The 23,418-nt window shown below is 68.3% G+C and carries 23 protein-coding genes; 9 read left to right on the forward strand and 14 right to left on the reverse strand.

The genetic code is table 11. The features are described from left to right. Nucleotides 1-57: 57 nt before the first annotated feature. The 5 genes from OG300_RS29755 to OG300_RS29775 form a co-directional block, all read right to left on the reverse strand. Nucleotides 58-495 (reverse strand): hypothetical protein, encoded by a 438-nt coding sequence (locus tag OG300_RS29755; protein WP_405486615.1) that lies wholly within the window; start codon nt 493-495, stop codon nt 58-60. A 119-nt stretch (nt 496-614) separates the two neighbouring features. Next, nucleotides 615-968 carry a UBP-type zinc finger domain-containing protein gene (locus tag OG300_RS29760; protein WP_405486617.1) on the reverse strand — a complete coding sequence of 118 codons (354 nt, stop codon included), beginning with the start codon at nt 966-968 and terminating at the stop codon, nt 615-617. After that, nucleotides 968-2,443, reverse strand: a complete 1,476-nt coding sequence (locus OG300_RS29765) for an ATP-binding protein (RefSeq protein WP_405486619.1) — start codon at nt 2,441-2,443, stop codon at nt 968-970. Before OG300_RS29765 ends, OG300_RS29760 begins: the two co-directional genes overlap by 1 nt. A gap of 10 nt (nt 2,444-2,453) precedes the next feature. Continuing rightward, on the reverse strand, nt 2,454-4,127 hold the full coding sequence (locus tag OG300_RS29770) for an FAD-dependent oxidoreductase (RefSeq protein ID WP_405486621.1): 1,674 nt from the start codon (nt 4,125-4,127) through the stop codon (nt 2,454-2,456). A gap of 85 nt (nt 4,128-4,212) precedes the next feature. Then, nucleotides 4,213-4,389 (reverse strand): hypothetical protein, encoded by a 177-nt coding sequence (locus tag OG300_RS29775; protein ID WP_405486623.1) that lies wholly within the window; start codon nt 4,387-4,389, stop codon nt 4,213-4,215. 248 nt (nt 4,390-4,637) lie between these two features. Between OG300_RS29775 and OG300_RS29780 the strand changes: the two genes are divergently transcribed. Next, nucleotides 4,638-5,093: an SRPBCC family protein gene (locus OG300_RS29780; protein WP_405486625.1), complete on the forward strand. Its 456-nt coding sequence runs from the start codon at nt 4,638-4,640 to the stop codon at nt 5,091-5,093. Between the two features lie 54 nt (nt 5,094-5,147). Then, nucleotides 5,148-5,843 (forward strand): SIMPL domain-containing protein, encoded by a 696-nt coding sequence (locus OG300_RS29785; protein WP_405486627.1) that lies wholly within the window; start codon nt 5,148-5,150, stop codon nt 5,841-5,843. Nucleotides 5,844-5,857: 14 nt separating this feature from the next. Here the strand turns inward: OG300_RS29785 and OG300_RS29790 are convergent, their stop codons facing one another. Then, nucleotides 5,858-6,886, reverse strand: a complete 1,029-nt coding sequence (locus OG300_RS29790) for a beta-ketoacyl-ACP synthase III (protein ID WP_405486629.1) — start codon at nt 6,884-6,886, stop codon at nt 5,858-5,860. 264 nt (nt 6,887-7,150) lie between these two features. Between OG300_RS29790 and OG300_RS29795 the strand changes: the two genes are divergently transcribed. The 4 genes from OG300_RS29795 to OG300_RS29810 all read left to right on the forward strand — a co-directional run bounded on the left by OG300_RS29795 (nt 7,151) and on the right by OG300_RS29810 (nt 12,450). Continuing rightward, entirely contained in the window at nt 7,151-7,867 is a 717-nt protein-coding gene (locus tag OG300_RS29795) for a phosphatidylserine decarboxylase (RefSeq protein ID WP_405498728.1), read from the forward strand. After that, a complete protein-coding gene (gene pssA / locus OG300_RS29800; RefSeq protein WP_405486631.1) occupies nt 7,864-8,760 on the forward strand; it encodes a CDP-diacylglycerol--serine O-phosphatidyltransferase in 897 nt (298 codons plus the stop codon). The genes OG300_RS29795 and pssA overlap by 4 nt, the downstream gene beginning before the upstream one ends. 90 nt (nt 8,761-8,850) lie before the next feature. Next, nucleotides 8,851-11,058 carry an AAA family ATPase gene (locus OG300_RS29805; protein WP_405486633.1) on the forward strand — a complete coding sequence of 736 codons (2,208 nt, stop codon included), beginning with the start codon at nt 8,851-8,853 and terminating at the stop codon, nt 11,056-11,058. Between the two features lie 63 nt (nt 11,059-11,121). Continuing rightward, complete coding sequence (locus OG300_RS29810; RefSeq protein ID WP_405486635.1) at nt 11,122-12,450, forward strand: hypothetical protein; 1,329 nt, start codon at nt 11,122-11,124, stop codon at nt 12,448-12,450. Between the two features lie 8 nt (nt 12,451-12,458). Here OG300_RS29810 and OG300_RS29815 read toward each other — a convergent pair whose 3' ends face one another. The 5 genes from OG300_RS29815 to OG300_RS29835 all read right to left on the reverse strand — a co-directional run bounded on the left by OG300_RS29815 (nt 12,459) and on the right by OG300_RS29835 (nt 16,997). Continuing rightward, nucleotides 12,459-13,754: a DUF5933 domain-containing protein gene (locus OG300_RS29815; protein WP_405498729.1), complete on the reverse strand. Its 1,296-nt coding sequence runs from the start codon at nt 13,752-13,754 to the stop codon at nt 12,459-12,461. 285 nt (nt 13,755-14,039) lie between these two features. Next, on the reverse strand, nt 14,040-15,191 hold the full coding sequence (locus OG300_RS29820; RefSeq protein WP_405486637.1) for a glutamate--cysteine ligase: 1,152 nt from the start codon (nt 15,189-15,191) through the stop codon (nt 14,040-14,042). A 16-nt stretch (nt 15,192-15,207) separates the two neighbouring features. Next, the gene (gene sodC / locus OG300_RS29825) at nt 15,208-15,876 is read right to left on the reverse strand and encodes a superoxide dismutase[Cu-Zn] (RefSeq protein ID WP_405486639.1); all 669 of its coding nucleotides are present in this window, start codon (nt 15,874-15,876) and stop codon (nt 15,208-15,210) included. Nucleotides 15,877-15,997: 121 nt separating this feature from the next. Beyond that, nucleotides 15,998-16,603 (reverse strand): LytR C-terminal domain-containing protein, encoded by a 606-nt coding sequence (locus OG300_RS29830; RefSeq protein WP_405486641.1) that lies wholly within the window; start codon nt 16,601-16,603, stop codon nt 15,998-16,000. A 40-nt stretch (nt 16,604-16,643) separates the two neighbouring features. Next, nucleotides 16,644-16,997 (reverse strand): DUF3263 domain-containing protein, encoded by a 354-nt coding sequence (locus tag OG300_RS29835; RefSeq protein WP_405486643.1) that lies wholly within the window; start codon nt 16,995-16,997, stop codon nt 16,644-16,646. 206 nt (nt 16,998-17,203) lie between these two features. On the opposite strand from OG300_RS29835, the gene OG300_RS29840 reads away from it, so the two are divergent. The 3 genes from OG300_RS29840 to OG300_RS29850 are packed head-to-tail and all read left to right on the forward strand — an operon-like array spanning nt 17,204 to nt 19,632. Further along, nucleotides 17,204-17,806, forward strand: a complete 603-nt coding sequence (locus tag OG300_RS29840) for a peptide deformylase (protein WP_405486645.1) — start codon at nt 17,204-17,206, stop codon at nt 17,804-17,806. A gap of 6 nt (nt 17,807-17,812) precedes the next feature. Then, nucleotides 17,813-18,763 (forward strand): GNAT family N-acetyltransferase, encoded by a 951-nt coding sequence (locus OG300_RS29845; RefSeq protein ID WP_405486647.1) that lies wholly within the window; start codon nt 17,813-17,815, stop codon nt 18,761-18,763. A 53-nt stretch (nt 18,764-18,816) separates the two neighbouring features. Beyond that, nucleotides 18,817-19,632: an exodeoxyribonuclease III gene (locus tag OG300_RS29850; RefSeq protein WP_405486649.1), complete on the forward strand. Its 816-nt coding sequence runs from the start codon at nt 18,817-18,819 to the stop codon at nt 19,630-19,632. Between the two features lie 20 nt (nt 19,633-19,652). Here OG300_RS29850 and OG300_RS29855 read toward each other — a convergent pair whose 3' ends face one another. The 3 genes from OG300_RS29855 to OG300_RS29865 form a co-directional block, all read right to left on the reverse strand. Beyond that, nucleotides 19,653-20,291 (reverse strand): hypothetical protein, encoded by a 639-nt coding sequence (locus tag OG300_RS29855; RefSeq protein WP_405486651.1) that lies wholly within the window; start codon nt 20,289-20,291, stop codon nt 19,653-19,655. Between the two features lie 121 nt (nt 20,292-20,412). Further along, the gene (locus OG300_RS29860; RefSeq protein ID WP_405486653.1) at nt 20,413-22,239 is read right to left on the reverse strand and encodes an acyl-CoA dehydrogenase; all 1,827 of its coding nucleotides are present in this window, start codon (nt 22,237-22,239) and stop codon (nt 20,413-20,415) included. A gap of 156 nt (nt 22,240-22,395) precedes the next feature. Beyond that, nucleotides 22,396-23,349, reverse strand: a complete 954-nt coding sequence (locus OG300_RS29865; RefSeq protein WP_405486655.1) for an oxygenase MpaB family protein — start codon at nt 23,347-23,349, stop codon at nt 22,396-22,398. Nucleotides 23,350-23,418 lie beyond the last annotated feature (69 nt).

Raw genomic sequence — 23,418 nt, forward strand, 5'->3', positions numbered from 1 at the left:
ATGCGAGAGCGGGCCGACCGGCCGCTGATCCCTGGCCGACCATGGCCGGGATCCAAACTATTTGGCGGACACCCGAATTGCGACGGCGACCGGAGTATCGGTGTAGCTACCGGACAGGCAGGCCAGCTTCGCGGTGCTCAGCGCCGAGTGCGGATTGCCGTCCAGGAACGAGCCGGGATTGGCGGCCAGCACCTGCTGGATGACCTGCTGCTCGGCGTCCTCGCTGAGATTGCGGAAGTCGCCGCAGGTGGTCTGCGCACCGTCCGGCGCGGTCGTCTTCTTGACCACCGTCGCGGTGACCGGCGCGTCGGCGGGCGGCTCGATCACGGGTGCCACGGGAGTGACCGAAGCGGCCGGGACCAGCGGTTTGACCACAGCGGTGGAACTGGCTGCTTGCTTCTGCCCGGTGGCCGCCACGGACTGATCCGAACCGCATCCGGCGAGACTCAAGGCCATCGCACCTGCCGCGAGGGCGACGATCGATAGACGCTTCATGCCTGCTTTCCGAGCTTCCCGGGAACACCTGCGCGCCGGAGCCACCCGGCGCGAGCAGCAGCGTACCCGGCCGGGGCGGGCCCGGGAAGACGAAGCTCAGCGGCCGTCCACGCCGTCGATCAGTTCAGGTGCTGCTGCCAGTCGGCGGGGACCCGGCCGCGCGGACCCGGCACCGGCTGATCCGCCGGATGTGCGTGCGGCGGCGCGAGTTCCGGCCCGCCCTCGTACATCTCCTCGCTGGTGAAGTTGTAGAACCAGTCCTCACCCGGCTCGAAGCTCTGGATGAACGGATGCCCGGTGCTCTGGAAGTGCTTGGTGCCGTGCTGGTTCGGCGACATGTCGCAACAGCCGACATGCCCGCACTGCGCGCAGCGGCGCAGGTGCACCCACCAGCCGCCCGCGGCGTCGCATTCGACGCAGCCGGAACCGCTGGGCGACACCGCGATATCGATGCCTTCGATCTGCTCGGCCATCAGTTGCCCTCCATAATGGTTGCCGCTGAAACGGATTCGGCCACGTCCGCGCCTTCGATCGGCAGCCGGACGATGAATCGGGTGTTCCCGGGCTCGGATTCGACCCGGATATCGCCGTGATGCTTGTTCACCACGATGCGGAAGGAGATGTCCAGGCCGAGCCCGGTGCCCTCGCCGACCGGTTTGGTGGTGAAGAACGGTTCGAAGATCCGGGTCCGGATCTCCTCCGGCACGCCGGGGCCGGTGTCACCGATTTCCACTGCGACACACTCGTTCTCGCGGTAGGTCCGAACGGTGAGCGTACCGCTGCCACCCATGGCCGCGACCGCGTTGTCGATCAGATTCGTCCACACCTGATTCATCTCGGCGGCGTAGCACGGCACCGGCGGCAGGCCGTGGTCGTACTCCTTGATCACCGTGATGTCGTCGCCGATCTTGCGCGCCAGCATGACCAGCGTGGAATCCAGCAGGTCGTGGATGTCCACCACCTGGAAGGGCGCGCGGTCCATCTGCGAGTACTGCTTGGCCGCGTTCACCAGCGACGAGATGCGCTGCGTCGAGTCGGTGATCTCGTTCATCAGCAGTTCGGTCTCGACGGTGTAGTTGAGCCAGCGGATCGCGCCCTCGAAAACATCGGTGCCGCAATCGGTCAGCGTGCCGTGGATCTTCTCCATCCAGTCGATGTCGAAGCCGGCCTGCACGAAGTTGGGCGCGAGATCCCACGGGTTGCCGATGCCGTGGTTCTCCAGCCAGTCCCCGAGTTCGTCCTCGCGGTCGGAGGCTTCCAGGGAGGTCAGCGTGGGCGCCTTGGCGACCTGCGCGGCCGCCTCCTCCTGCAACTGGACCAGCGCCTCGAGGGTCTCGGAGTTGAACTTGCCCGCCGCCATCATCTTGAGCTTGTGCCGCATGCCCGCGACCCGCTCGCGCAGCGAGGAGGTGGCGCGGACCGCGGCGGCGGCCGGATTGTTGAGTTCGTGGGTCAGGCCCGCCGACAGCGAACCCAGCGCCAGCAGCCGTTCCCGCTGTCCGATGCGCTCATTGGCGTTGCGGTTGCCGAAGAACACGCCTTCGAGCAGGTGCAGCGCCATCGGGAACCATTCCTGCACCATGTGCGCGAAGGTTCCGGCGTCGAGGACGAAGAACTTCGACGGCACCGTCACATAGAACGACGCGTTGTAGAGCTGCTCGACCTTGTCGCCCATGTAGGCGGTCCACGCGCCGGAGTAGGACCCGTGATGGCTGGTGCGGACGAGTTCGATCTCCTCGCCGCCCGACATCTTGGTCAGCCGGACCTCGCCCTCCATGAGGACGTAGAAGCAGGTGGCCGGGTCGCCCTCGCGGAAAACCAGTCCCGGCTCGAACATTTCGACCCGGCCGTCGCGGCACAGCCACGCCAGCTGTTCGTCGTTGAGCTTCTCGAACAGGAACAGGTCACGCAGTTCGTTCGGGTCGCAGATCAATCGGGTGTTGCCCATTCGCCTACTCCTACTGTTTCGCGAGCCAGCGGTGCACCAGCATGACGGCCATCGCGCCCTCACCGACCGCGGAGGCCACTCGCTTCGCGGACTCCGACCGCACGTCACCGGCCACGAAAACGCCGGGCACACTGGTCTCGAGATGTTGCGGGGGACGCGGCAGCTCCCAGCCCGCGGGCTTGGCGCCGTCCACCATCAGATCGGGTCCCGCCAGCACATAGCCGTGGTCGTCACGTTCGACCAGGCCGTCGAGCCAGTCGGTTTCCGGTGCGGCCCCGATGAACAGGAACAAACGCTCGGCGTCCACCTTTTCTTCCACGCCGGTGTCGTTGTTGCGCAGCACGATGCGTTCCAGGTGGTCGTCGCCGTCGGCGGAGACCACCTCGGTGCGGGTCTGCACCTTGATGTTGGGGATCTGCTCGATCTGCTGGATCAGGTAGTGCGACATGGACGATTCCAGCGAGTCACCGCGCACCAGGATGTGCACGGCGGCGGCCTTGCGCGACAGGAAGACGGCCGCCTGACCCGCCGAGTTCGCGCCGCCCACGATGTAGACGTCGCGGTCGGCGCAGTCGCTGGCCTCGGTCATGGCCGAGCCGTAGTAGACGCCGCGGCCGGTGTATTCGTCGACGCCGGGAGCGGGGTGGTGGCGGTAGTTGACGCCGGTCGCGATGAGCACCGAGTGCGCGGCCACGGTGCCGCCGTCGGCGAAGCGCACCACGCGGGCCGCGCCGCAGGCCTCGAGGGCCACCACTTCGCGGGCGGTGATCAGCTCGGCCCCGAATTTCACGGCCTGTCGCCGCGCCCGGTCGGCGAGCTGTGCGCCGGAGACGCCGTCGGGGAAGCCCAGGTAGTTCTCGATGCGGGAGCTCTGCCCGGCCTGTCCGCCGGTGGCGGTGCGTTCCACCAGCACCGTGCGCAGACCTTCCGACGCGCCGTAAACCGCCGCGCCGAGACCGGCCGGTCCGCCGCCGATCACGATCAGGTCGTAGAAGTCGCTGGAGGCATCCGTGTTGAGGCCGACACCGGCCGCCAGTTCGGCGTCGGTGGGCATGATCAGCACCTCGCCGCCCGGGTTGATGATGACCGGGCAGTGGTCCGCGTCGGTGCCCGCGGCGGTCAGCAGCCGCGCGCCCTCCGGCTCGTCCACCTGATACCAGCGATACGGCAACTGGTTGCGCGCCAAGAACTCTCGCACCTCGGAGCAGCGGGCCGACCAGCGATGCCCGACCACCTTGGTCTCGGTGACCGGCTTGTGCTCGTCGGAGCGCCAGGCGTCCAGCAGGGCGTCGACGACCGGGTAGAGCTTCTCCTCCGGCGGGTCCCACGGCTTGAGCAGGTAGTGGTCGAGATCGACCACGTTGATGGCCTCGATGGCCGCGTTGGTGTCGGCGTACGCGGTGAGCAGTACGCGACGGGCATACGGGTGCAGGTCCATGGCCTGCTCCAGGAATTCGACGCCGTTCATACCGGGCATCCGGTAGTCGGCGATCAGGACCGCGACCGGCTGGCCGCGCAGTTTCATCTCACGCAAGGCATCGAGCGCGTCCGCGCCCGACTCGGCCCGCAGAATCCGATAGTCCGCCCCGTATCGGCGACGCAGATCCCGCACGACCGCGCGTGAGACGCCAGGATCGTCGTCGACGCTGAGGATGGCCGGCTTCGCGGCAACTGGTGAAGTCACCTAACGAGTATGAATAGGCGACGCAAGTCGGCATACGTCCGAGCGGTCCGATTTCGCGAGAAGCACAACATCGCGGCGGCCCCGATCAAATCCGATGACGCTGAACCAGATCCAGCTCACCGGGGGTCAGCAGGCATTCCAGGCACTCTTCGAGGTCCCCGTTGGACTTACGTCTGAAACGCCGCTGCTGCCCGGTGGAGCGGGGCGGCGGGAGCAGCGGGACCTTCTTGGTCTCGCGATGCAGGAGCGAGCGCAGGTTCACGGCCGATCACCTCACGTTTCCCGATCGGAAGCTGGTGGCAGTGTCTGTTGCTTCGTTTATCCCACATTGTGCGCTGCCCATTACATTTCGGACATCGACACCGCCGGAATGTGATCTAGTTGATTTTCAACTCATGGTCGTTGCCATAGCCATCGATCGAACCCGGTGATGCGGAACACCGTATATACGGTGACCCACACCACCACCCCTACGATGCCTGAAACCGACTCTCGTCCCCGGAGGCAACGTTGCCGAACACCCTGGAAGCCAGCATCGATATCGCGGCATCCCCCGAGCAGGTCTGGGGCGTCGTCTCCGATCTGAAGCGCACCCCGGAATTCAGCCCGCAGACCAAGCGGGTGCGTCCCCTCGGCCGCACCCTGCACACCGGCACCTGGATGGTGAATCTCAATCGCGCGGACGGGTACTGGTATCCGACCACCTCGCGCGTGGTGCGATTCGAGCCCAATCGCGCCATCGCCTTCCGGATGACCGAGAACCACACCGTCTGGAGCTACAACCTCGAACCGACCGCGAACGGCGGCACCACGCTGACCCAGCGTCGCGACGTTCCGGCCAAGCTGCCGTGGTGGCTGCAGAAGGCCATCGACACCGCGTTCGGCGGCGAGGAGCACTTCGAGGCCGCGCTGGTCGACGGCATGCACCAGACCCTCGATCGGATCAAGGTCACCGTCGAGCACTGAGAACCCCGCGTGTTCCGCCGCTGCGCACCGGCGGACATGCGTAGGTTCGAGGGCATGCGACGACTGACAGGCATCTGCGCCGTGGCGACCGGGGTCGCACTGCTGCTCACCGGCTGCGGCAGCTCCGACTCCGGCGACCGGACCGTGACCGTCACCGGAACCGGAAAGGTGCAGGGCACACCGGATGTGCTCAACGCCGACCTCGGCACCGAGGTGAACGCGGCCGACGTGTCCAGCGCCGTCGACCAGTCCAACGCGAAGGCCAAGTCCATCACCGACGCCATGGTGAACGCCGGGGCCAAACGCGAGGACATCACCACCAGCGACCTGTCGGTGCAGCCCAGTTATGGGACCGACGGGCACGCCATCACCGGCTATCGGGCCACCAATTCCATGCACGTGGCGGTGCGCGACCTGCCGAAGGCGTCGGGCATCCTGTCCGCCGCGGTACAGGCGGGCGGCAACGACACCCGCATCAGCTCGGTGGCATTCGCGTTGGAGGACAACACCAAACTGCTCTCCGATGCCCGCGCCCGCGCCTTCGATGATGCCAAGAGCCGCGCCCAGCAGTACGCGGACCTGTCGGGGCTGAAGCTGAAGACGGTGAAGACCATCAGCGAAAACGGCAGCGGCGCAACGCCCACCCCGATGTACCGGGACGCCGCCCCCTCGGCCGCGCCCAGCATCAACCTCGAACCCGGCCAGCAGACGGTCACTTTCACGGTGACCGCCGTCTGGGATATCGGATAACTCGGAGCCCGAAGCTACTTCCAGTTCGGGAGCTGGACCACCTGTGCCGCGTAGGACAGGCCCGCTCCGAAGGCGATGAGCAGCGCGACGCCGCCGGGTTTGGCGTCGCCGTTGCGCATCAGCGCCTCCATGGCCAGCGGAACCGAAGCGGCCGAGGTGTTTCCGGTCTCCTCGATGTCGTTGGCGAGGGCGCAGTTCTCCGGGAGTTTCAGCACCCGGGCCATGATCTCGATGATCCGGCCGTTGGCCTGATGCGGGACCATGGCGTCGAGGTCGTCGGTGGTGAGGCCCGCCTTTTCGATGGCGTCGCGGCACACCTTCTCCAAAGAGTGTGCGGCCCAACGGTAGACGGCCGTGCCCTCCATGGCGAGGTACGGGCGGACGGCGTCGGTGCCCTGCTCGTCGATCTCGCGGAAGAACTGCATCCAGTCCTTGTTCTGGCGGATGGCGTGGTGCTGGGTGCCGTCCGAACCCCACACGGTGGGGCCGATGCCGGACTCCTCGGCGGGACCGATCACCACCGCGCCCGCGCCGTCGGCGAACAGGAAGGCGGTGCCGCGGTCGGCCGGGTTCACCGTGTCGGTGAGCCGTTCCACGCCGATCACCAGCACGTTGCGCGCGGTACCGCCCTTGACCAGGTCCGATGCCATGGCGACGGCGTGGCAGAAGCCCGCGCAGCCGGCCGAGATGTCGAAGGCGGCGACGCCGGTGAGCCCGAGCTCGGTGGCGATCTGGGGTGCGGCGGCCGGGGTGAGCAACAGCCAGGTGGAGGTGGCGACGATGACGCAGTCGATCCGGTCGGCCTCGATCTCGGCGGCCTCGATGGCGTCGCGGGCGGCCGCGGTGCTCATCTTCAGGATCGTCTCGTCCTCGGAAGCGAAGCGGCGGGTGCGGATTCCGGAGCGCGACCGGATCCATTCGTCGCTGGAATCTATGGGGCCGGCCACCTCGTCGTTGGTGACGACGCGGGCCGGGCGGTAGACGCCCAGCCCCAGCATTGCGGTGTGCTCTACCCCGCTGATCGAGGCAATTCGAGCAGCCATGGTTCTCTCTCCTATGTACTGCGTGTCGAACGTGACCTTCATCGGGTTCCTCACCCCCCGCGGACCCACAATGCCGCAGACATGAGGCTGCCTCATATTAATCGAGTCGGGCCCGCGTGGTTGTGCTTATGGTCACAATCGAAGGTCATCCGCCGCTGGCTCACACCCCGGTGCGCGGACCGAGAACGCGAGTGCGCGACCGGCTTCCCGTATCGTGTGATCGCGGTCCCTGACCGCCCCCATCCGCGCATGAAAGAGGAGCCTGTGGCCCGCCGACCCACCCCGCCCGGCACTCCGGAACAGACCGGCCTCGGTCACGTCGCCGATCTGATCCGCAAAGCCGTTCCGCCGCTACATCCCGCGGGGCTGCCGTTCGTGGCCGCACCGCTCGCGGTGGCGACCCTGGGCTTCCGGCGAAAGTGGTTGCGCCGCACCGGACTGCTCGCGGCCGCCGCCACCGCCACCTTCTTCCGGCATCCGAACCGGGTGCCGCCGAACCGGCCCGGTGTGGTGGTCGCGCCCGCCGACGGTGAAGTGGCACTGGTCGATACCGCGATTCCGCCCGCCGAACTCGGCCTGGGCGACGCGCCGCTGCCGCGCGTGAGCATCTTCCTGTCGGTGCTGGACGTGCACGTGCAGCGGGTGCCGGTGGCCGGTGTGGTCGAGCAGATCGCCTATCAGAAGGGCAAATTCCTCTCCGCGGATCTGCCCGAGGCCAGCGATGCCAACGAGCGCAATTCGATGGTGCTGGAAACCGAAGCGGGACAACGGATCGTGGTGGTGCAGATCGCGGGCCTGCTGGCGCGGCGCATCGTGTGCGAGGCGAAGCCGGGTGACAAGCTGGCCATCGGCGACACCTACGGCCTGATCCGTTTCGGCTCCCGCGTGGACACCTACTTCCCGGCCGGGACCAGGTTGCTGGTCACCCCCGGGCAGCGGACCATCGGCGCGGAAACGGTGCTGGCCGAACTGGATTCATGATGGAGCAACTCGCGCCCGCGCCGCTCGCGCGCCGCCGCAACCGCACCATCCGGCTGCTGCCGAGCATGGTCACCATTCTGGGACTGTGCTCGGGTCTGTCGTCGGTCAAGTTCGCCATGGAGGGTCAGCTGGCCATCGCGCTGGCCCTGGTCGGCGCGGCCGCCATCTTCGACATGCTGGACGGGCGCATCGCCCGGATGCTGGACGCGACCAGCAAGATGGGCGCGGAACTGGATTCGCTCTCCGACGCCATCGCCTTCGGTGTCGCGCCCGCGCTGGTGCTGTACGTGACGTTCCTGCACGCGGACAGCGTGGGCTGGATCATCGCGCTGATGTTCGCGGTCTGCATGGTGTTGCGGCTGGCCCGCTTCAACACGCTGATGGACGACGACTCCCGGCCCGATTGGCAGCGTGAGTATTTCACCGGCGTACCGGCTCCGGCCGGGGCGTTGATCGTGCTGCTGCCGATCGCGCTGTCGGAGCAGTTCCACGACGGCTGGTGGGTGAGCTTCCCCGCGGTCGCGGTGTGGACGGTGCTGACCGGTCTGCTGTGCGTGAGCACGCTGCCGACGCTGGCCGTCAAGTCGGTATCGGTGGCCCCGCGCAACGCGCCGATCCTGCTGGTGCTGGTGGCCCTGGCCGCCGCGCTGCTGGTCACCTACCCGCTGATCCTGATGATGGCCCTGGTCGCCCTGTATATCGTGCACATCCCGTTCGCCGTGCACTCGGCACGCTGGGTGGCCGCTCGTCCGGAGACCTGGAGCCACAAGCCGGCCGAGCGTCGCGCTCAGCGCCGCGCCAACCGCCGCCAGCGCCCGCTCGCCGGTCGGGTGCCGCGCGTCCCCCGCGTCACCACCGCTCGCCTGCGCCTGCGCCGTCCGGGCCAGCGCTGACCTGGAACCCGGCCGTCGACCTGGTCCGGCCGGGTTCGTAATTCGCACGGGCTGACGTTTCCGGCGGCAGCGGCGGGCAGAATTGAACGCGTGCCGGAACTCGTGCTGACTGCTCGCCTGAATATCTCGGCCGCCGATGCCCGCAGCGGGCTGGTGCGGTTGCATCCGGAGGCCATGACCGCGCTGGGGTTGCGGGAATGGGACGGCATCGCGGTGATCGGGTCGCGGCGGACGGCCGCGGTGGTGGCGGTCGCGCCGCGCTCGACGCCGCGCGGGATCGTGCTGCTCGATGATGTGACGCTGTCCAACGCGGGGGTCCGCGACAGCGCGTCGGTGACGGTCGCGCCGGTGACCGTGTATGGGGCCAAACAACTTTCGGTGACCGGTTCGCCGCTGGCGACCAGCACCATCCCGGAGTCGACACTGCGGCAGGCGCTGCTCGGCAAGGTCGTGACCGTCGGCGACGTGGTGTCGTTGCGGCCGCGCGATCTGGGGCCGGGCAGCGGCACTTCGGCTGCCCGCGAGGCGCTTTCGCACTTCGGGATCGCGACGACCTCGGAGTTGCTGACGGTGACGGCGACCGATCCGGCGTCGGGTCCGGTGAGCGTGCAGCCCAACAGCGCGGTGGTGTGGGGTCCGGGTATCGCCGTGCTGGAGACGCCGCACGACACCTTCGGCGTCGCGGCCCCCGCGCCCGAGGCGGCCCGGCCGCCGTCCGCGGCTCCGGTGGCAGCGGTCGCGGTGGCGGATCTGGCCGGGGTGCAGACGCAGGCCGCGAAGCTGACGGAGTGGCTCAACCTGGCGCTCGACGAGCCCGCGCTGTTGAAAACTCTTGGCGCGTCCTCACATCTGGGGGTGCTGATCACCGGCCCGGTGGGCGTCGGCAAGGCGACGCTGGCCCGGGCGGTGGTCGGGACGCGGCGGGTGGTGGAGCTGGACGGCCCGCTGGTGGGCGCGACCGAGGACGGCAACCGGCTGCGGCAGGTCAGCGCGGCGGTCGACGAGATCTGTTCCGGCGCGGGCGGTGTCCTGATCATCACCGATATCGACATGCTGCTGCCCGCCGAGGCGGGCCCGGTCTCGACGATGATCCTCGCGCAGTTGCGCGGCGCGGTGGCCACGGCGACGGTCGCAGTGCTGGCGACCACCTCGAACGCGGTGGCGATCGATACCCGGCTGCGCGCGCCCGACCTCTTCGATCGGGAGGTGTCGCTGCCGCTGCCCAAGGCGGGGGTGCGGGCGGCCCTGCTCGAGCAGTTGCTGCGCACTGCACCCACCGCGGATCTGAAGCTCGACGAGATCGCGTCCCGCACACCGGGATTCGTGGTGACCGACCTGGCGGCCCTGGTCCGCGAGGCGGCCTTGCAGGCGGCGCTGCGGGCCAGCCGGGACAGGTCGACACCGCAGCTGCGACAGGACGATCTACTGGGCGCGCTGCGGGTGATCCGCCCCCTGTCACGTTCCGGTTCGGAGGAATTGGCCATCGGCAGCCTCAGCCTCGACGATGTCGGCGACATGGTGGAGACCAAGCAGGCGCTCACCGAGGCGGTGCTGTGGCCGCTGCGGCATCCGGATTCGTTCGCGCGGCTGGGTATCGAGCCGCCGCGCGGGGTGCTGCTCTACGGGCCGCCGGGCTGCGGCAAGACGTTCCTGGTGCGGGCGCTGGCGGGGACCGGGCAGTTGAGCGTGCACGCGGTCAAGGGCGCGGAGCTGATGGACAAATGGGTGGGGTCCTCGGAGCGGGCGGTGCGCGAGTTGTTCCAGCGGGCACGCGATTCCGCGCCGTCGCTGATCTTCCTCGACGAGGTGGACGCGCTCGCGCCGCGGCGCGGGCAGTCCAGTGATTCGGGGGTCGCCGACCGGGTGGTGGCGGCGCTGCTGACCGAGTTGGACGGGGTGGAGCCGCTGCGCGATGTGGTGGTGGTCGGGGCGACGAACCGGCCGGAGCTGATCGATCCGGCCCTCACCCGGCCGGGCCGGATGGAGCGGCTGGTGTTCGTGCCGCCGCCGGACGGGGCGGCGCGCGCGGAGATTCTGCGGACGGCGGCGAAGTCGGTGCCGCTGGCGAAGGATGTCGATCTGCGCGCGCTGGCCGAGGCGCTGGACGGCTATTCGGCCGCGGACTGTTCGGCACTGCTGCGCGAGGCGGCGCTGGCGGCCATGCGGCGGGACGTGGACGCCGCGGACGTGACGGCGGCGGATGTGGCGGCGGCGCAGGCGGCGGTGCGGCCGTCGCTGGATCCGGTGCAGGTGGAGTCGCTGCGATTGTTCGCCGCGCAGCGGGCAGCGTCGGATTAGCAAACTTCGCATTGCAGGCGAGTCGGACCGATCGGTAAGCGACTGACCGGTAGTTTCACCCAGGTGAGGTCGTATCAGGTCGCCACCGAGACGATCACGGCTCTGGTGACAGCAACCGTGGCCGGTCTGGCGCTGGCCCTACCCATCGATTTCGGCTGGACTTCAAAGACTTCCGCCCTACAGCTGGATCTGCTGGCCTACAGCCTGCCCCGCGCGATCGCGGCGGGCGCGCTCATCGCCATGATCGTCGCGGTGCTGGTGACCACGCTGGCCAGCACCACCGCCGCCTGGGCCACCACCTTCGGCGGGCTGCTGGTGCTGCTGATCAATCACGTCTTCGGGCACACCACCGATCCGCACTCCTCGCTGTCCACCATGAACTTCATCGACTCGATCGCGGGCGGCGTGGTGCTGGGCGCGCTCGGCGCGGCGGTGCTGCACCATCGGCTGCCCGCATTCGCGTGGACGCTCGGCATCCTGATCAGCCTGCTGCTGGGTTCGGTGAATCCGGTTCCGCGCGTGGGCGGCTCGTCCGACGATCTCACCGGCGAGCACTGGCACGCCACCGACATGCCGCCGATCTGGATGATCGCCCTGGCCGTGGCGCTGGCCGGGATCGGCGTGCTGGCCAACCGACATCGGCCCGCCGCGCAGCGGGCCTCGGTGGAACTGCCGCTGGCGCCGATCCTTTCGGGCGTGGTGCTGGTGATGGTCACCCTCGCCAGCGCGGAGTGGCTGTCCCGGCACGGCGGCACCGCGGCCAGTGTCGGCCTGGCGGTGCTCACCGCGGTCGCCACCGGCCTGATCGCGGCCATGCTGCTGCCCGGCCGGGACGGTGAGGTGGTGCTGACGGCGGTGGCGCTGAGCGCGGTGGGTTCGGCGACCATCGCGGCCGAGCTGCCCGCCTGGTCGATTCCGGTGCTGGTCGCGGTGACGGCGTTCGGCATGTGGACCGGCACCCGGCGCGGTGCGCCGCTGGCCTGTCTGGTGGCGCTGGCGGTGCTGGGTGTGTCGACCGCGCTGACCCCGGACACCAGTCAGGCGTGGCTGATCGTGGGCAGTGCGGCGGTGGTGTCGTGGCTGGTCGGTTTCGGTCTGATGGGAGCGACCGCGCGGTATGTGCCCAGTCGGGTGCTGGGCACGATGGTCATTTTCGTCCCCTCGGCGGTACTCGGCATGCGCGACTTCGTGTCTCGCGGCGAGTACGCCATCCGCTCGGATCAATCGGCGGTGTGCACGGTGAGCGCGCAGGCCACCTCGGCGCCCGCGTGGACGTCGGTGCTGATCGCGCTCGGCTGTCTGGGCGGGCTGATCCTGCTGCGCCGCAATCGCCCGCTGCCCGAACCCGCGAATTCCGGCGTGCCGGAATCGGATTCCGATCCGGCGATCTGAACCCCGGATCAGACCCGGGCGGCGGATTCCACCGTGATCGGCAGGACCGCGGGCGCGAACCAGGTGCGGTAGAAGGCCGCCACGAACGCGACGAACAGTCCGAGCACGAGCAGTCCCGCGGGCGCGGGATGCGCGGCGAAGGCGAACGACAGGTACCGGTAGGACAGCAGCAGTCCGGCGAACAGTGCCGCTCCGGCCGCGACCAGCTGGATCCGGGCACGGTCCCAGCCGCGTTCCGGTGCGCGCAGCGCGGATTCGACGGTCAGGCACAGCACCGCGCCCGCGAGCAGGTCCGCCCCGTAGTGGTAGCCGAAGCCGAGGGTCGCCGACAGGGTGGCGATCAGCCAGAAGGCGCCGCCCCAGCGCAGCCAGCGCGGCGCGGGATTGCCGTCGGCGTCGCGGCGGGAGTGGATGAACAGCGACAGCGCCCACGCGGTGTGCAGCGACGGCATGCAGTTGCGCGGGGTGAAGCGGTCGAAGGTGATGGAGCCCGGGGTGAGGTCGACGGGCGGCACGATATCGGGCCAGTAGTGGCCCAGCGAGAAGGCGTGCCCGTCCGCGCCGAACGCGAAAATCGGCCCCACGACCGGGAACACGATGTAGAAGATGGGCCCGATCAGCCCGAGGGTCAGGAAGGTGCGCACCAGGTAGTGCCGCGGCCAGATCCCGGTGGGCACCACATTGCGCAGCTGCCAGATGGTCACCACCATCGCGCCGACCGGCAGTTCGATGTAGACCCAGTGCAGGACGGCCGAGGCCACCGGGCCGAGGAATTCCAGCGCCTGCCCCATCATCCAGGAGGGGTCGCCGAGGGCGTGGTCGACGAGCACCACGTGTTCGTCGAGGACGCGCGGCCCGGCCAGCACGGTGATGGCGAGCCAGGTGTCGGCGACCTTGTTGGACAGCACCAGCAGCAGGCCGAGCGCGGCGGCGTGCAGGGCGTTGGTCCGTTGCGCGCCTTGCCATTTCCACAGCGCGAGCGCCACGATGCCGGTCAGTACCAGGACGGGCCCGTTGCCCATGGCGAGCGGTCCGCCGTGCATGGTCCGAATCGCCTGGTAGACAAGGTCGATGCCGAGCGCGGCCGCGACGGCGATGCCGCGATTGCGCCAGGACAGTCCGATCAGCGCCAGCCCGAGCCCGGCCCACGGCACGGTGAAGGATTTGGGGTCGCCCACGAAGTCGTTCTTCAGGCTCTCGAGCGGCCCGAAGTAGTGGTGCTGTGAGGAGAAGATCTGCAGTCCGATGAGCAGCACGGGTACCGCGATGAGCACCGCCGTGAGCAACAGCCGCCGCGACGGCATCGTGATCCGGCGTGCCCCACCGCCGAAATCGGGACGCGGATCGTCGAGCAGCACCCAGACATAGTAAACGCCGCGTGAACGCGGGCACCGTGGCCAGTTGAACAGCAACCCCCGAACCGGGTGAACACGGCCCGTTCACGGCGATATCGCCCTGGCCACGGCGTACGGCGGACGCGTCCCTCAGTAACGCAAATCACACAGTGGCAACCCGGGATTCGCCGCGATTCGACCTGCCGGACACCAGGATGCTGTTGCCCGCGGAGTCACCTCCCGAGCCCTGCGGAGCTACTGCTCGAGCTCGTGCACCAGCGAGTCCACCACGGCCACCAGATCGCCCTGGGCGGCCGCGGCGACGCGGCGCTGCCGCTGATAGGACGCGCCCCGCTTGGGGATGTCGGCGACCAGTGCCAGTTCGTTCTCGCAGCCGAGGCTCTTGGCGGTGGGTTCGAGCCGGTTGAGCATGTCCATCAGGTCGTCGGTGACCAGTCGCTCGTTGCTGTCGGCGTCGGTGATGACGATGGCGTCGAGCCCGTAACGTGCTGCGCGCCACTTGTTTTCCTGCACATGCCAGGGCGGCAGGATGTCGGGCAGGGTCTCGCCGGATTCGACGCGGCGGTCGAGATCCACGATGAGGCAGTGGATCAGCGCGACCAGCGCGGACAGTTCGGCCTTGCTGGGGGTGCCGTCGCAGATGCGGACCTCGATGGTGCCCCACTTGGGTGCGGGCCGGATGTCCCAGTGCATGCCGCCGAGTTGTTCGAACACACCGGTTTTGGTCTGGTCGTACACGTAACCCTCGAACTGCGACCAGTTGTCGAACTGGAAGGGCAGTCCGGCGGTGGGCAGCTGCTGGAACATCAGCGCCCGGTTGCTGGCGTAGCCGGTGTCGACCCCGGCCCACATGGGCGAGGAGGCGGACAGCGCCAGCAGGTGCGGGTAGGACGGCAGCAGGTGGTTGAGGATCGGGAACACCTTGTCCGGGTGCGAGATTCCGACGTGCACGTGCACGCCCCAGATCAGCATCTGGCGGCCCCACCACTGGGTGCGTTCGATGAGTTCGTCGTAATGCACACTGCGCGTGAGCTGTTGGGTCGACCACTGCGCGAAGGGGTGCGTCCCGGCGCAGAACAGGTCGACGCCGAGCGGGTCGGCGACGCGGCGCACGGCGTCCTGTGTGGCGCGCAGCTCGTCGACCACCTCGCCGACGGTGTCGTGCACGCCGGACACCAGTTCGACGGTGTTCTTCAGCAGTTCCTTGGTGATCTGCGGGTGGCGGTCCCCGGAGTGCAGATCAGGGCAGGCCTCGAAAACCGCTGCGGCGGTGTTGGACAGGTCGCGGGTCGTCTTGTCGACGAGCGCGACTTCCCATTCCACGCCGAGCGTGGGCCGGGGCGACGAGTTGAAGTGGACCTTCTTCGAATTGCCCGGCCCGGCCATGGCTCACCTCGAGGGGTTAGGCGACGACACCGCACGCGACCCGGGCCCCGGCGTCACCGGTGGCGAGGGTCTCCGCGTCCGGAGCGGGCGCGTAGCGGGTTGGGATGTTCCCGAAGTTGTCCGCGCCGGCGTGGATCATCAGGGCCTTGCCCTTGATGTCGTCCAGGGTGACGGCGTCGGTGGTGGTGGTCAGCTTGGCAGTGCCGTCCTTGAGGACCTCGAGCGAAGTGAGGTCACCGCTGGCCGGATGCGTGTTGTTGTCGCCGACCTGCAGATGGCCACCGGCGGACAGGAAGTCGCCGGGAGCGCCACCCGCGGGGGCGGTGGAGTTGGGCTCGCACTTGCCGATCTGGTGGATGTGCAGGCCGTGGAAGCCGGGCTTGAGGCCGTGCGCCTCGACGACCACCTCGAGGTGGCCACCGGTGTTGGTGAAGGTGGCGGTGCCGATGGTGGCGCCGCTGGAATCCTTCAGGGTCGCGCTGACGGAATCCCGGGGCTCGGACGTGTTGCCCAGACCGCTGGGGGTTCCGGCCGGGGCGGGCGAGCTGGTGAACACCGGCGGGGTCGTCCCCTTGACGTCGCTCGATTCCTGGCTGTTGGAGCAGGCGGTGAGGCCGAGGGCCGCGACCGCGAGCACCGGAGCAACAATTCGCCAGTTCGAACGACGAGTTGTGGACGGGGCCATCGGGGAACTCCTTTACGAGTACCGAGTTCGAGTTTACGGGTACTGCTCGGTAGACATGGGTCGTACCGGACAAGATGATGCCAGAGCGATCACCAGGCCGTGTGCAGGGGCCGGGCGCGGGTCAATTGCCGGTGACGATGACGATGACACCTGCGGGCGAGTCCGAGATTCCGGGGAAGCGGGGTTCCGCCGAGCAGCCGAGTTCGCTCGCGATGGCCTGGGCCAACGCCTGCTCCTTCGGCGAACTGCCGTAGTACACGGTCGTTTTCGAGATCACACCGCCGGGGTAGTTGCCGACCTCGGTGACGTTGAAACCCTCGCCGGTGAGCTGACCGCCGGTCTTGGCGGCCAGGCCCGGGACCACGCCGTTGTTCAAAACCCGTACGGGAAGGGACTTGTCGACCCCGGCCGCCTCGGGCGTGGTGGTCGGCGCTGCCGTCGTGGTCGGCGGGGCCGTGGTGGTGGGCGCCACCGTGGTCGTCGCCGCCGCACTGCTGGGCGCGACCGGCGCGGTGGTGGCCTGGGCCGAATTCTGCTGCGGCGCAGTGGTTGCGGGCGCGGCACTGGTCGAGGACGCACCGGAACTCGAGGCTGCCCCCGCGTCGGAGGAGTCCGAGCTCGACAGTGACATCGCGCCCAGCCCGGCGAAAACGATGGCAAGCGCGATCAGGACCATCGCCAGAGCTCGCAGCGGCGGACCGCCGGCGGGCGAATTCGGGTTGCTCACAGCGCCGAGCCTAGTGGAGTGGACACGCCCTGGCGTGCGCTCACACCTGGAAACCGAGACGGCGTGCGGCCCTGGTCTTCTGGCGGCTGGCGCGCAACCGTCGCAGACGCTTGACCAGCATGGGGTCCGCGGCGAGCGCTTCGGGCTTGTCGACGACGGCGTTCAGCACCTGGTAGTAGCGGGTGGGCGAGAGGTCGAAGAGTTCCCGGATCGCCTCTTCCTTCGCGCCGGCGTACTTCCACCACTTCCGCTCGAAGTCGAGGATGTCGAGTTCGCGCCGGGAAAGGCCGTGTGCGCCATCCACATCGGAGTTGGCGGCGGTGGCCGGGACATCCTGGCTCGCGGAAGGGCCGTCCTCGCTTGCGGAAATGTCGCGTGCCGCTGCGCTGTCCATAGTGCTCCCTCGCCGAGTGGTCACCAGACGAATATGGTGCTTATTGCGTCGTGGCTCATTCAACCACGCGGCCCGGACATCACGGCGCGTACCGCACGGCGTGTTTCTGAGACAGCGCCGGTGTGTCGACCACTGTCCGGCGGGCGTCCGGCACGCGCGCAGAACCGGAGCGAAGGGGCGGCAATCGCACCTAGTACGCTGCTCACATGGCTATTCTCCCGATTGTCATCGTCGGTGACCCGGTTCTGCACAACCCGACCGAGAAGGTCACGCAGACACCGCAGGAACTGTCGGAGCTGATCGCGGACATGTTCGAAACCCTCGATATCGCCAATGGCGTGGGCCTGGCCGCCAATCAGGTGGGCGTGTCCCAGCGACTGTTCGTCTACGACTGCCCGGACGAGAGCGAAGACGGCAAGCTGCTCGCGCGCCGCCGGGGTGTGGTGATCAACCCGATCCTGGAGACCTCCGCGATTCCCGAGACCATGCCCGATCCCGATGACGACGAGGAGGGCTGCCTGTCGGTGCCGGGCGAGCAGTTCCCGACCGGTCGCGCGGACTGGGCGAGAGTCACCGGGACCGACGAGAAGGGCGAGCCGGTCGAGCTCGAGGGCCACGGCTTCTTCGCCCGCATGCTGCAGCACGAGGTCGGACACCTCGACGGCTTCCTCTACACCGACGTCCTGATCGGCCGCAACGCCCGCGCCGCCAAGAAGGCGATCAAGCGCAACGGCTGGGGCACACCCGGTCTGAGCTGGATCCCGGGCACGGTGCCGGACCCGTTCGGCCACGACGACATCGACGACTGATTTCAGATGACCGAATCCGGACTCCCGCCGATCGGCAAGCGGGTGGTGGTTCGCTACCGCCTGCCCGAGGGCTACCCGCAACCGCTGACCGATGTGATCGGCGAACTGATCGCGACCGATCCGCTGACCGTGCGCACCGCGGACGGCCAGGTGGTGGCGGTCGCCGCGGATCGGGTGGTGGCGTGGAAACCGATCGGGCCCAGGCCGATTCGGACCAGCGAGATCCGCGCGCTGGAGGCCGCGGCCGCCGACGGCTGGCCCGGCCTGCACCGCTCCTGGGTCGAGGGCTGGCTGCTGCGCGCCGGTGACGGCTACACCGGGCGCGCGAATTCCGCACTGCCGCTGGGTGGTTCGGACGGGCCCGCGCAGATCACCGCGGAGACGGTGCAGCGCATGACCGAGTGGTATTTCGCGCACGGCCTGCCGTTACAGGTGCAGGTCCCGGACCGGCTGGTCACGGTGCCCGCGGACTGGCGCACCTGGAGCGAGACCCAGGTGCTGGCGGTCGACATCGACACGCTGGTGTTGCCGCCGGGTCCGTCGATGGTGCGGTTCACCACCGAACCGGACGGCGCGTGGCTCTCGATGCACCGGCATCGCGGTGGCGACTCCGAGGTGGCGGCGCTGCCGGTGGTGGAGGTGCTGACCGCGGTGCGCGACGGCGAAGTCACCTTCGCGACAGTGGGTTTGCCCACCCCGCTGGCGATCGGGCGGGCCGCGGTGACCACGGCTCCCGACGGCCGCAAGTGGGTAGGCTTGACGTGTGTGGCGGTGGCCTCCGGGCATCGCAGGCACGGGCTGGGTTCGCTGGTGTGCGCGGAGATGATCCGCTGGGGGCAGGCGCGCGGTGCGACGCACGCGTACGTGCAGGTGAGCAATGACAACGACACGGCGCTGGCGATGTATCAGGAGCTCGGTTTCGTGGAGCATCACGGCTACCGCTACGCCGCCCCCTGACCGGTTCTCTCCCTCGCAAGATCTCGAAAGACCCTGTACCCGAAAGGTTTCCCGTGCGGATCGCAACCTGGAACGTGAATTCGATTCGCACCCGGCAGGATCGGGTGCTGGCGTGGCTGGATCGCGCCGACATCGACGTGCTGGCCATGCAGGAAACCAAGTGCAAGGACGAACAGTTCCCGTTCGAGGCCTTCGAGGCAGCCGGGTACGAGGTCGCGCACGCCGGCTACAACCAGTGGAACGGGGTGGCCATCGCCTCGCGGGTGGGTATCGCGGATGTCGAGATCGCCTTCCCGGAGCAGCCCGGTTTCGACAAGGACGCCGGTGAAACCCTGTTGAGCACACCGACTGTGGAGGCGCGCGCCATCGCGGCGACCTGCGGCGGCGTCCGGGTGTGGAGCCTCTACGTGCCCAACGGCCGAGCCCTGACAGACCCGCACTACACCTACAAGCTGGAATGGCTTGCCGCCCTGCGGACCGCGGGCGCGAAGTGGCTGGCCGACGATCCGGAGGCGCAGCTCGCCCTGGTCGGCGACTGGAATATCGCCCCCACCGATCTCGATGTCTGGTCCCCGGAGCTCTTCGAGGGCAAAACCCATGTCTCCGAACCGGAACGCGACGCCTTCGAGGCCTTCGCCGAGGCCGGTTTCACCGACGTGATGCGGCCCTTCCACCCGGGCCCCGGCGTCTACACCTACTGGGATTACACCCAGCTGCGTTTCCCCCGCAAGGAGGGCATGCGCATCGATTTCATCCTGGCCTCCCCCGCCCTGGCGGCCCGCGTCACCGAGGCGAACGTGGACCGCGAGGAGCGAAAGGGCAAGGGCGCCAGCGATCATGCGCCCGTGGTCGCCGAGCTGGCCGACTGACGGCCGCGCCTACCGCCCGGTTAGGCCGGTCGGGTCTTGATGGCGTCGCGGGAGATGTACACGTCGTAGGTGCCCGGCGTGGCGATGACCGCGTTGCCGTAGGCGGAGCGCACGAAAGGCTTGGTGTACCAGGTCTGGTCCTTCATGTCCTTGAAGAAGTCGCCGTCGCCGCCGTTGAGGAAGATCTGGTTCTGCTTGGTGGCGATGCCGTCCATGCGCTGGCCGTAGACGCGGGTCACCTTGTAGCCGGAGTGGAAGCCCATGGCGTTGACCCACGGCTCGAGCTCCACGATATTGGCCTGCAGCACCCACATGTCGCCTTCGACCTGGTAGGTCATGTGCTGCTCGTCGTGGTCCTTGTCGCCGTAGAGCAGCAGGTCCACGTCCATCATGTGTTCCTGCCCCGCAACGGGTTTGACGATCACGTGCGCGGCCTTGATCTCGCCGGTGAGGCCGAGGAAGGTCTGTAGCAGGGTGGTGATCCAAAGGATCACCACGGCGACGAGCACCAGCCCGACCGCGCCCGTCCCGCGCCCGGCCAGCACCCGCCAGCCGACCTTGCGCGCCTTGAACACCGCGGTGACGAGCAGAACGAGTGCGCCGATGCCGAGCACCAGCAGCAACAGCTGAATCCAGCCGAAGGAAACCGGGAACACCATGCGGTAGTTGTACCCGCTACCTCCGACTCGACACAGCAGGTCACGACCAGAACCAGCGTGTCCCCCCGGTGCGTCGCCGAAACACACCGGGGGGACACGCAAGTCGCGATTTTTGGCCGGGCTAGAAGGCCGCTTCGTCGAGCTTCATGATGTCGTTGTCGATGGTCTCGACGACGGCGCGCACACCGCTGATCAGCGGCAGCTTGTTCTTGGCGAAGAAGGACGCCACGGCGACCTTGCCGGTGTAGAAGTTCTTGTCCTTCTCGGCCGCGCCCGCGTCCAGCGCGGCCTGCGCGACGGCGGCCAGCTCGAGCAGTCGCCAGCCGATGACGAGATCGCCGACGGCGTAGAGGAATCGGACCGAGCCGAGGCCGACCTTGTAGATCTCCTCGACGTTCTCCTGCGCGGCCATCAGGTACCCGGTGAGGGTGGCGGCCATCGCCTGCACGTCGGCCAGCGCCGCGCCGAGCAGTCCGCGCTCGATCTTGAACTGGTCGGGCCCGGCGTCGACGAACTTCTGGATCAGCCCGGAGACGTGCGCGAGGGCCTGGCCCTTGTCGCGAATGATCTTGCGGAAGAAGAAGTCCTGCGCCTGGATGGCGGTGGTGCCCTCGTAGAGCGAGTCGATCTTGCAGTCGCGGATGTACTGCTCGATCGGGTAGTCCTGCAGGTAGCCGGAGCCGCCCAGGGTCTGCAGCGATTCGGTGAGCGATTCGTAGGCGCGGTCGGAACCGCAGCCCTTCACGATCGGCAGCAGCAGGTCGTTGACCCGCTCGGCGAGCTCGGCGTCGATGCCGTAATTGGCCTGTGCCACATCGGCGTTCTGGTGCGAGGCGCAGTACAGGTACAGCGCGCGCAGGCCCTCGGCGTACGCCTTCTGGGTGGCCAGCGACCGACGCACATCGGGGTGGTGGGTGATGGTGACGCGCGGGGCGGCCTTGTCGGTCATCTGGGTCAGGTCGGCACCCTGCACGCGCTGCTTGGCGTACTCCAGCGCGTTCAGGTAGCCGGTGGACAGCGCGCCGGTGGCCTTGGTGCCCACCATCATTCGCGCGTTCTCGATGACCTTGAACATCTGCGCGATGCCATTGTGCTTGTCGCCGACCAGGTATCCGATGGCCGGGACGTCGCCGCCGAAGGTGATCTCACAGGTGGGCGAGGACTTGATGCCCATCTTGTGCTCGACGCCGGTCACCAGCGCGCCGTTCTTGGCGCCGAGTTCCATTGTCTCGGAGTCGAACAGGAAGCGCGGCACCACGAACAGGGATAGGCCCTTGGTGCCCGGTCCGGCGCCTTCGGGGCGGGCCAGCACCAGGTGGAAGATGTTGTCGGCGGTGTCGCCGACGTCGCCGCCGGAGATGAAGCGCTTGACGCCCTCGATGTGCCACTGCCCGTCGGGCTGCTGCACGGCCTTGGTGCGGCCCATGCCGACGTCGGATCCGGCGTCGGGCTCGGTCAGCACCATGGTGCCGCCCCAGCGGTGCTCCCACGCGTGCGCGGCCCAGCGCTGCTGCTCCTCGGTGCCCTCGTCGAAGAGCACCTTGTGCATGAGCGGGCCCATGTTGAAGAAGGAGGCCGAGTTGTTGGCGGCCACGATCATTTCCTGGATGCCCCAGATGAGCGCGTTGGGTGCGGGCACCCCGCCCATCGCCTCGGCCATGCCGAGGCCCGAGTACCCGGCCTCGTTGACGGCGGCGACGGTCTTCTTCAGCGATTCCGGCACGGTGATGGTGTGCTGATCCGGCAGGAACTCGACCGGGTTGCGGTCGCCGTCGACGAAGGACGCCGCGATCGGGCCCTCGGCCAGGCGCTTGGCCTCGGCGAGCATCTCGCGCGCGGTGTCGGCGTCCAGGTCGCCGTAGGCGCCCGAATCCAGCACTTCACCGATGCCCAGGACCTCAAACAGATTGAACTCGATGTCTCGCAAGTTCGCCTTGTAATGGGACACGGAAGGGCCTCCTCGGCTGAGTCTCGACAGATCAAGCGGTCTTTAAGATCAAGCGAAGGTTGCCGTACGCCCGTCACGTTACGCAAGCGTAGGCATGCCTCTTAACCGGAAAAGCCCTCAACGACCGGCAAAAACACCGAAAAGTTAACCGTGCCGTTATCCGGTTGAGCGCGCCGCGCGCCCGTACAGTTCCTTGGCCTGCGCCGGAGTGACCGTCACCGGATTCCGCGGAACCCCGGCTCGCATGTGCTCGGTGAGCAGGCGACCGGTCATGGCACCGATGAAGTTCTTCGCGACGCGGCCCTCGAGCCGGTCGTTCCGCAGCGCCGCCATGGCCGCGCGGACCGCGGGCCGGTAGGCCAGATCGAGCGCGCCGGGCTGGTCGAAACCACCGGTCTCCCGCATCCACTTCGGCAGGGTGGCGATGGCCGCGGGAGCGACCAGACGGCTGCCCGCCCACAGCTTCATGCCCTTCTCCGAGGGCGTGAACAGCAGGTAGTGCATGCCGCGGCGGGCACGTTCGGAGCTGCACAGCTTGGGCCGCACCTGCTCGAAGTACTCGCGGACCTCGGCGCGCGAGGTGGGCACGTCGGACGGGCGGCAGGTCTGCAATTCGGCGGCGACGACGCACTCGGCCCAGTACTGCTGCTCCTCCTCCGGGCTCAGCGGTCCGGGGCCGTACATCTCGTAGCACTTGAGCACCGAGTGCCAGCCGGTGACGTGGATCCACAGCTGCGAGTCGGGATTGTTTGCGCTGTAACGCTTTCCGCTGATCGGCTCGATGCCGGTGGCCTTGGCGTGCACCTGCATCAGGTGCTCGGAGGCCTCGATGGCCATCCGACTGTCGGCGACGGCGGCGATCAGGAAGTAGGCGAAGGTGTGGTCGAGCCGTCCGCGCGGATCGCTGTAGATGCCACCGACATCGGCGACGGCCGCGGTGAGATCCGGGTCGAAGTGCTCGAGGGTGACGGCACGCTGGAAGCCGATGAGCGCGGTGGGTGCGGTCCACACCTTCCAGGTCGGCGAGCCGGGTCCGAAGAACCCGTAGTCGACCTCGCGGATGGTGCGAGCGGGGGCGGCGAACTGGGGACGCGCGGACGTAGTCGTCATCGTGCTGCTCCTTTGCAGAACTGATGGTCGAGTTCCTCGGGGCAGCGCTCCGGCCCCGAGGAACTTTCA

Source organism: Nocardia sp. NBC_00511 (assembly GCF_045161165.1).
Lineage (GTDB): Bacteria > Actinomycetota > Actinomycetes > Mycobacteriales > Mycobacteriaceae > Nocardia.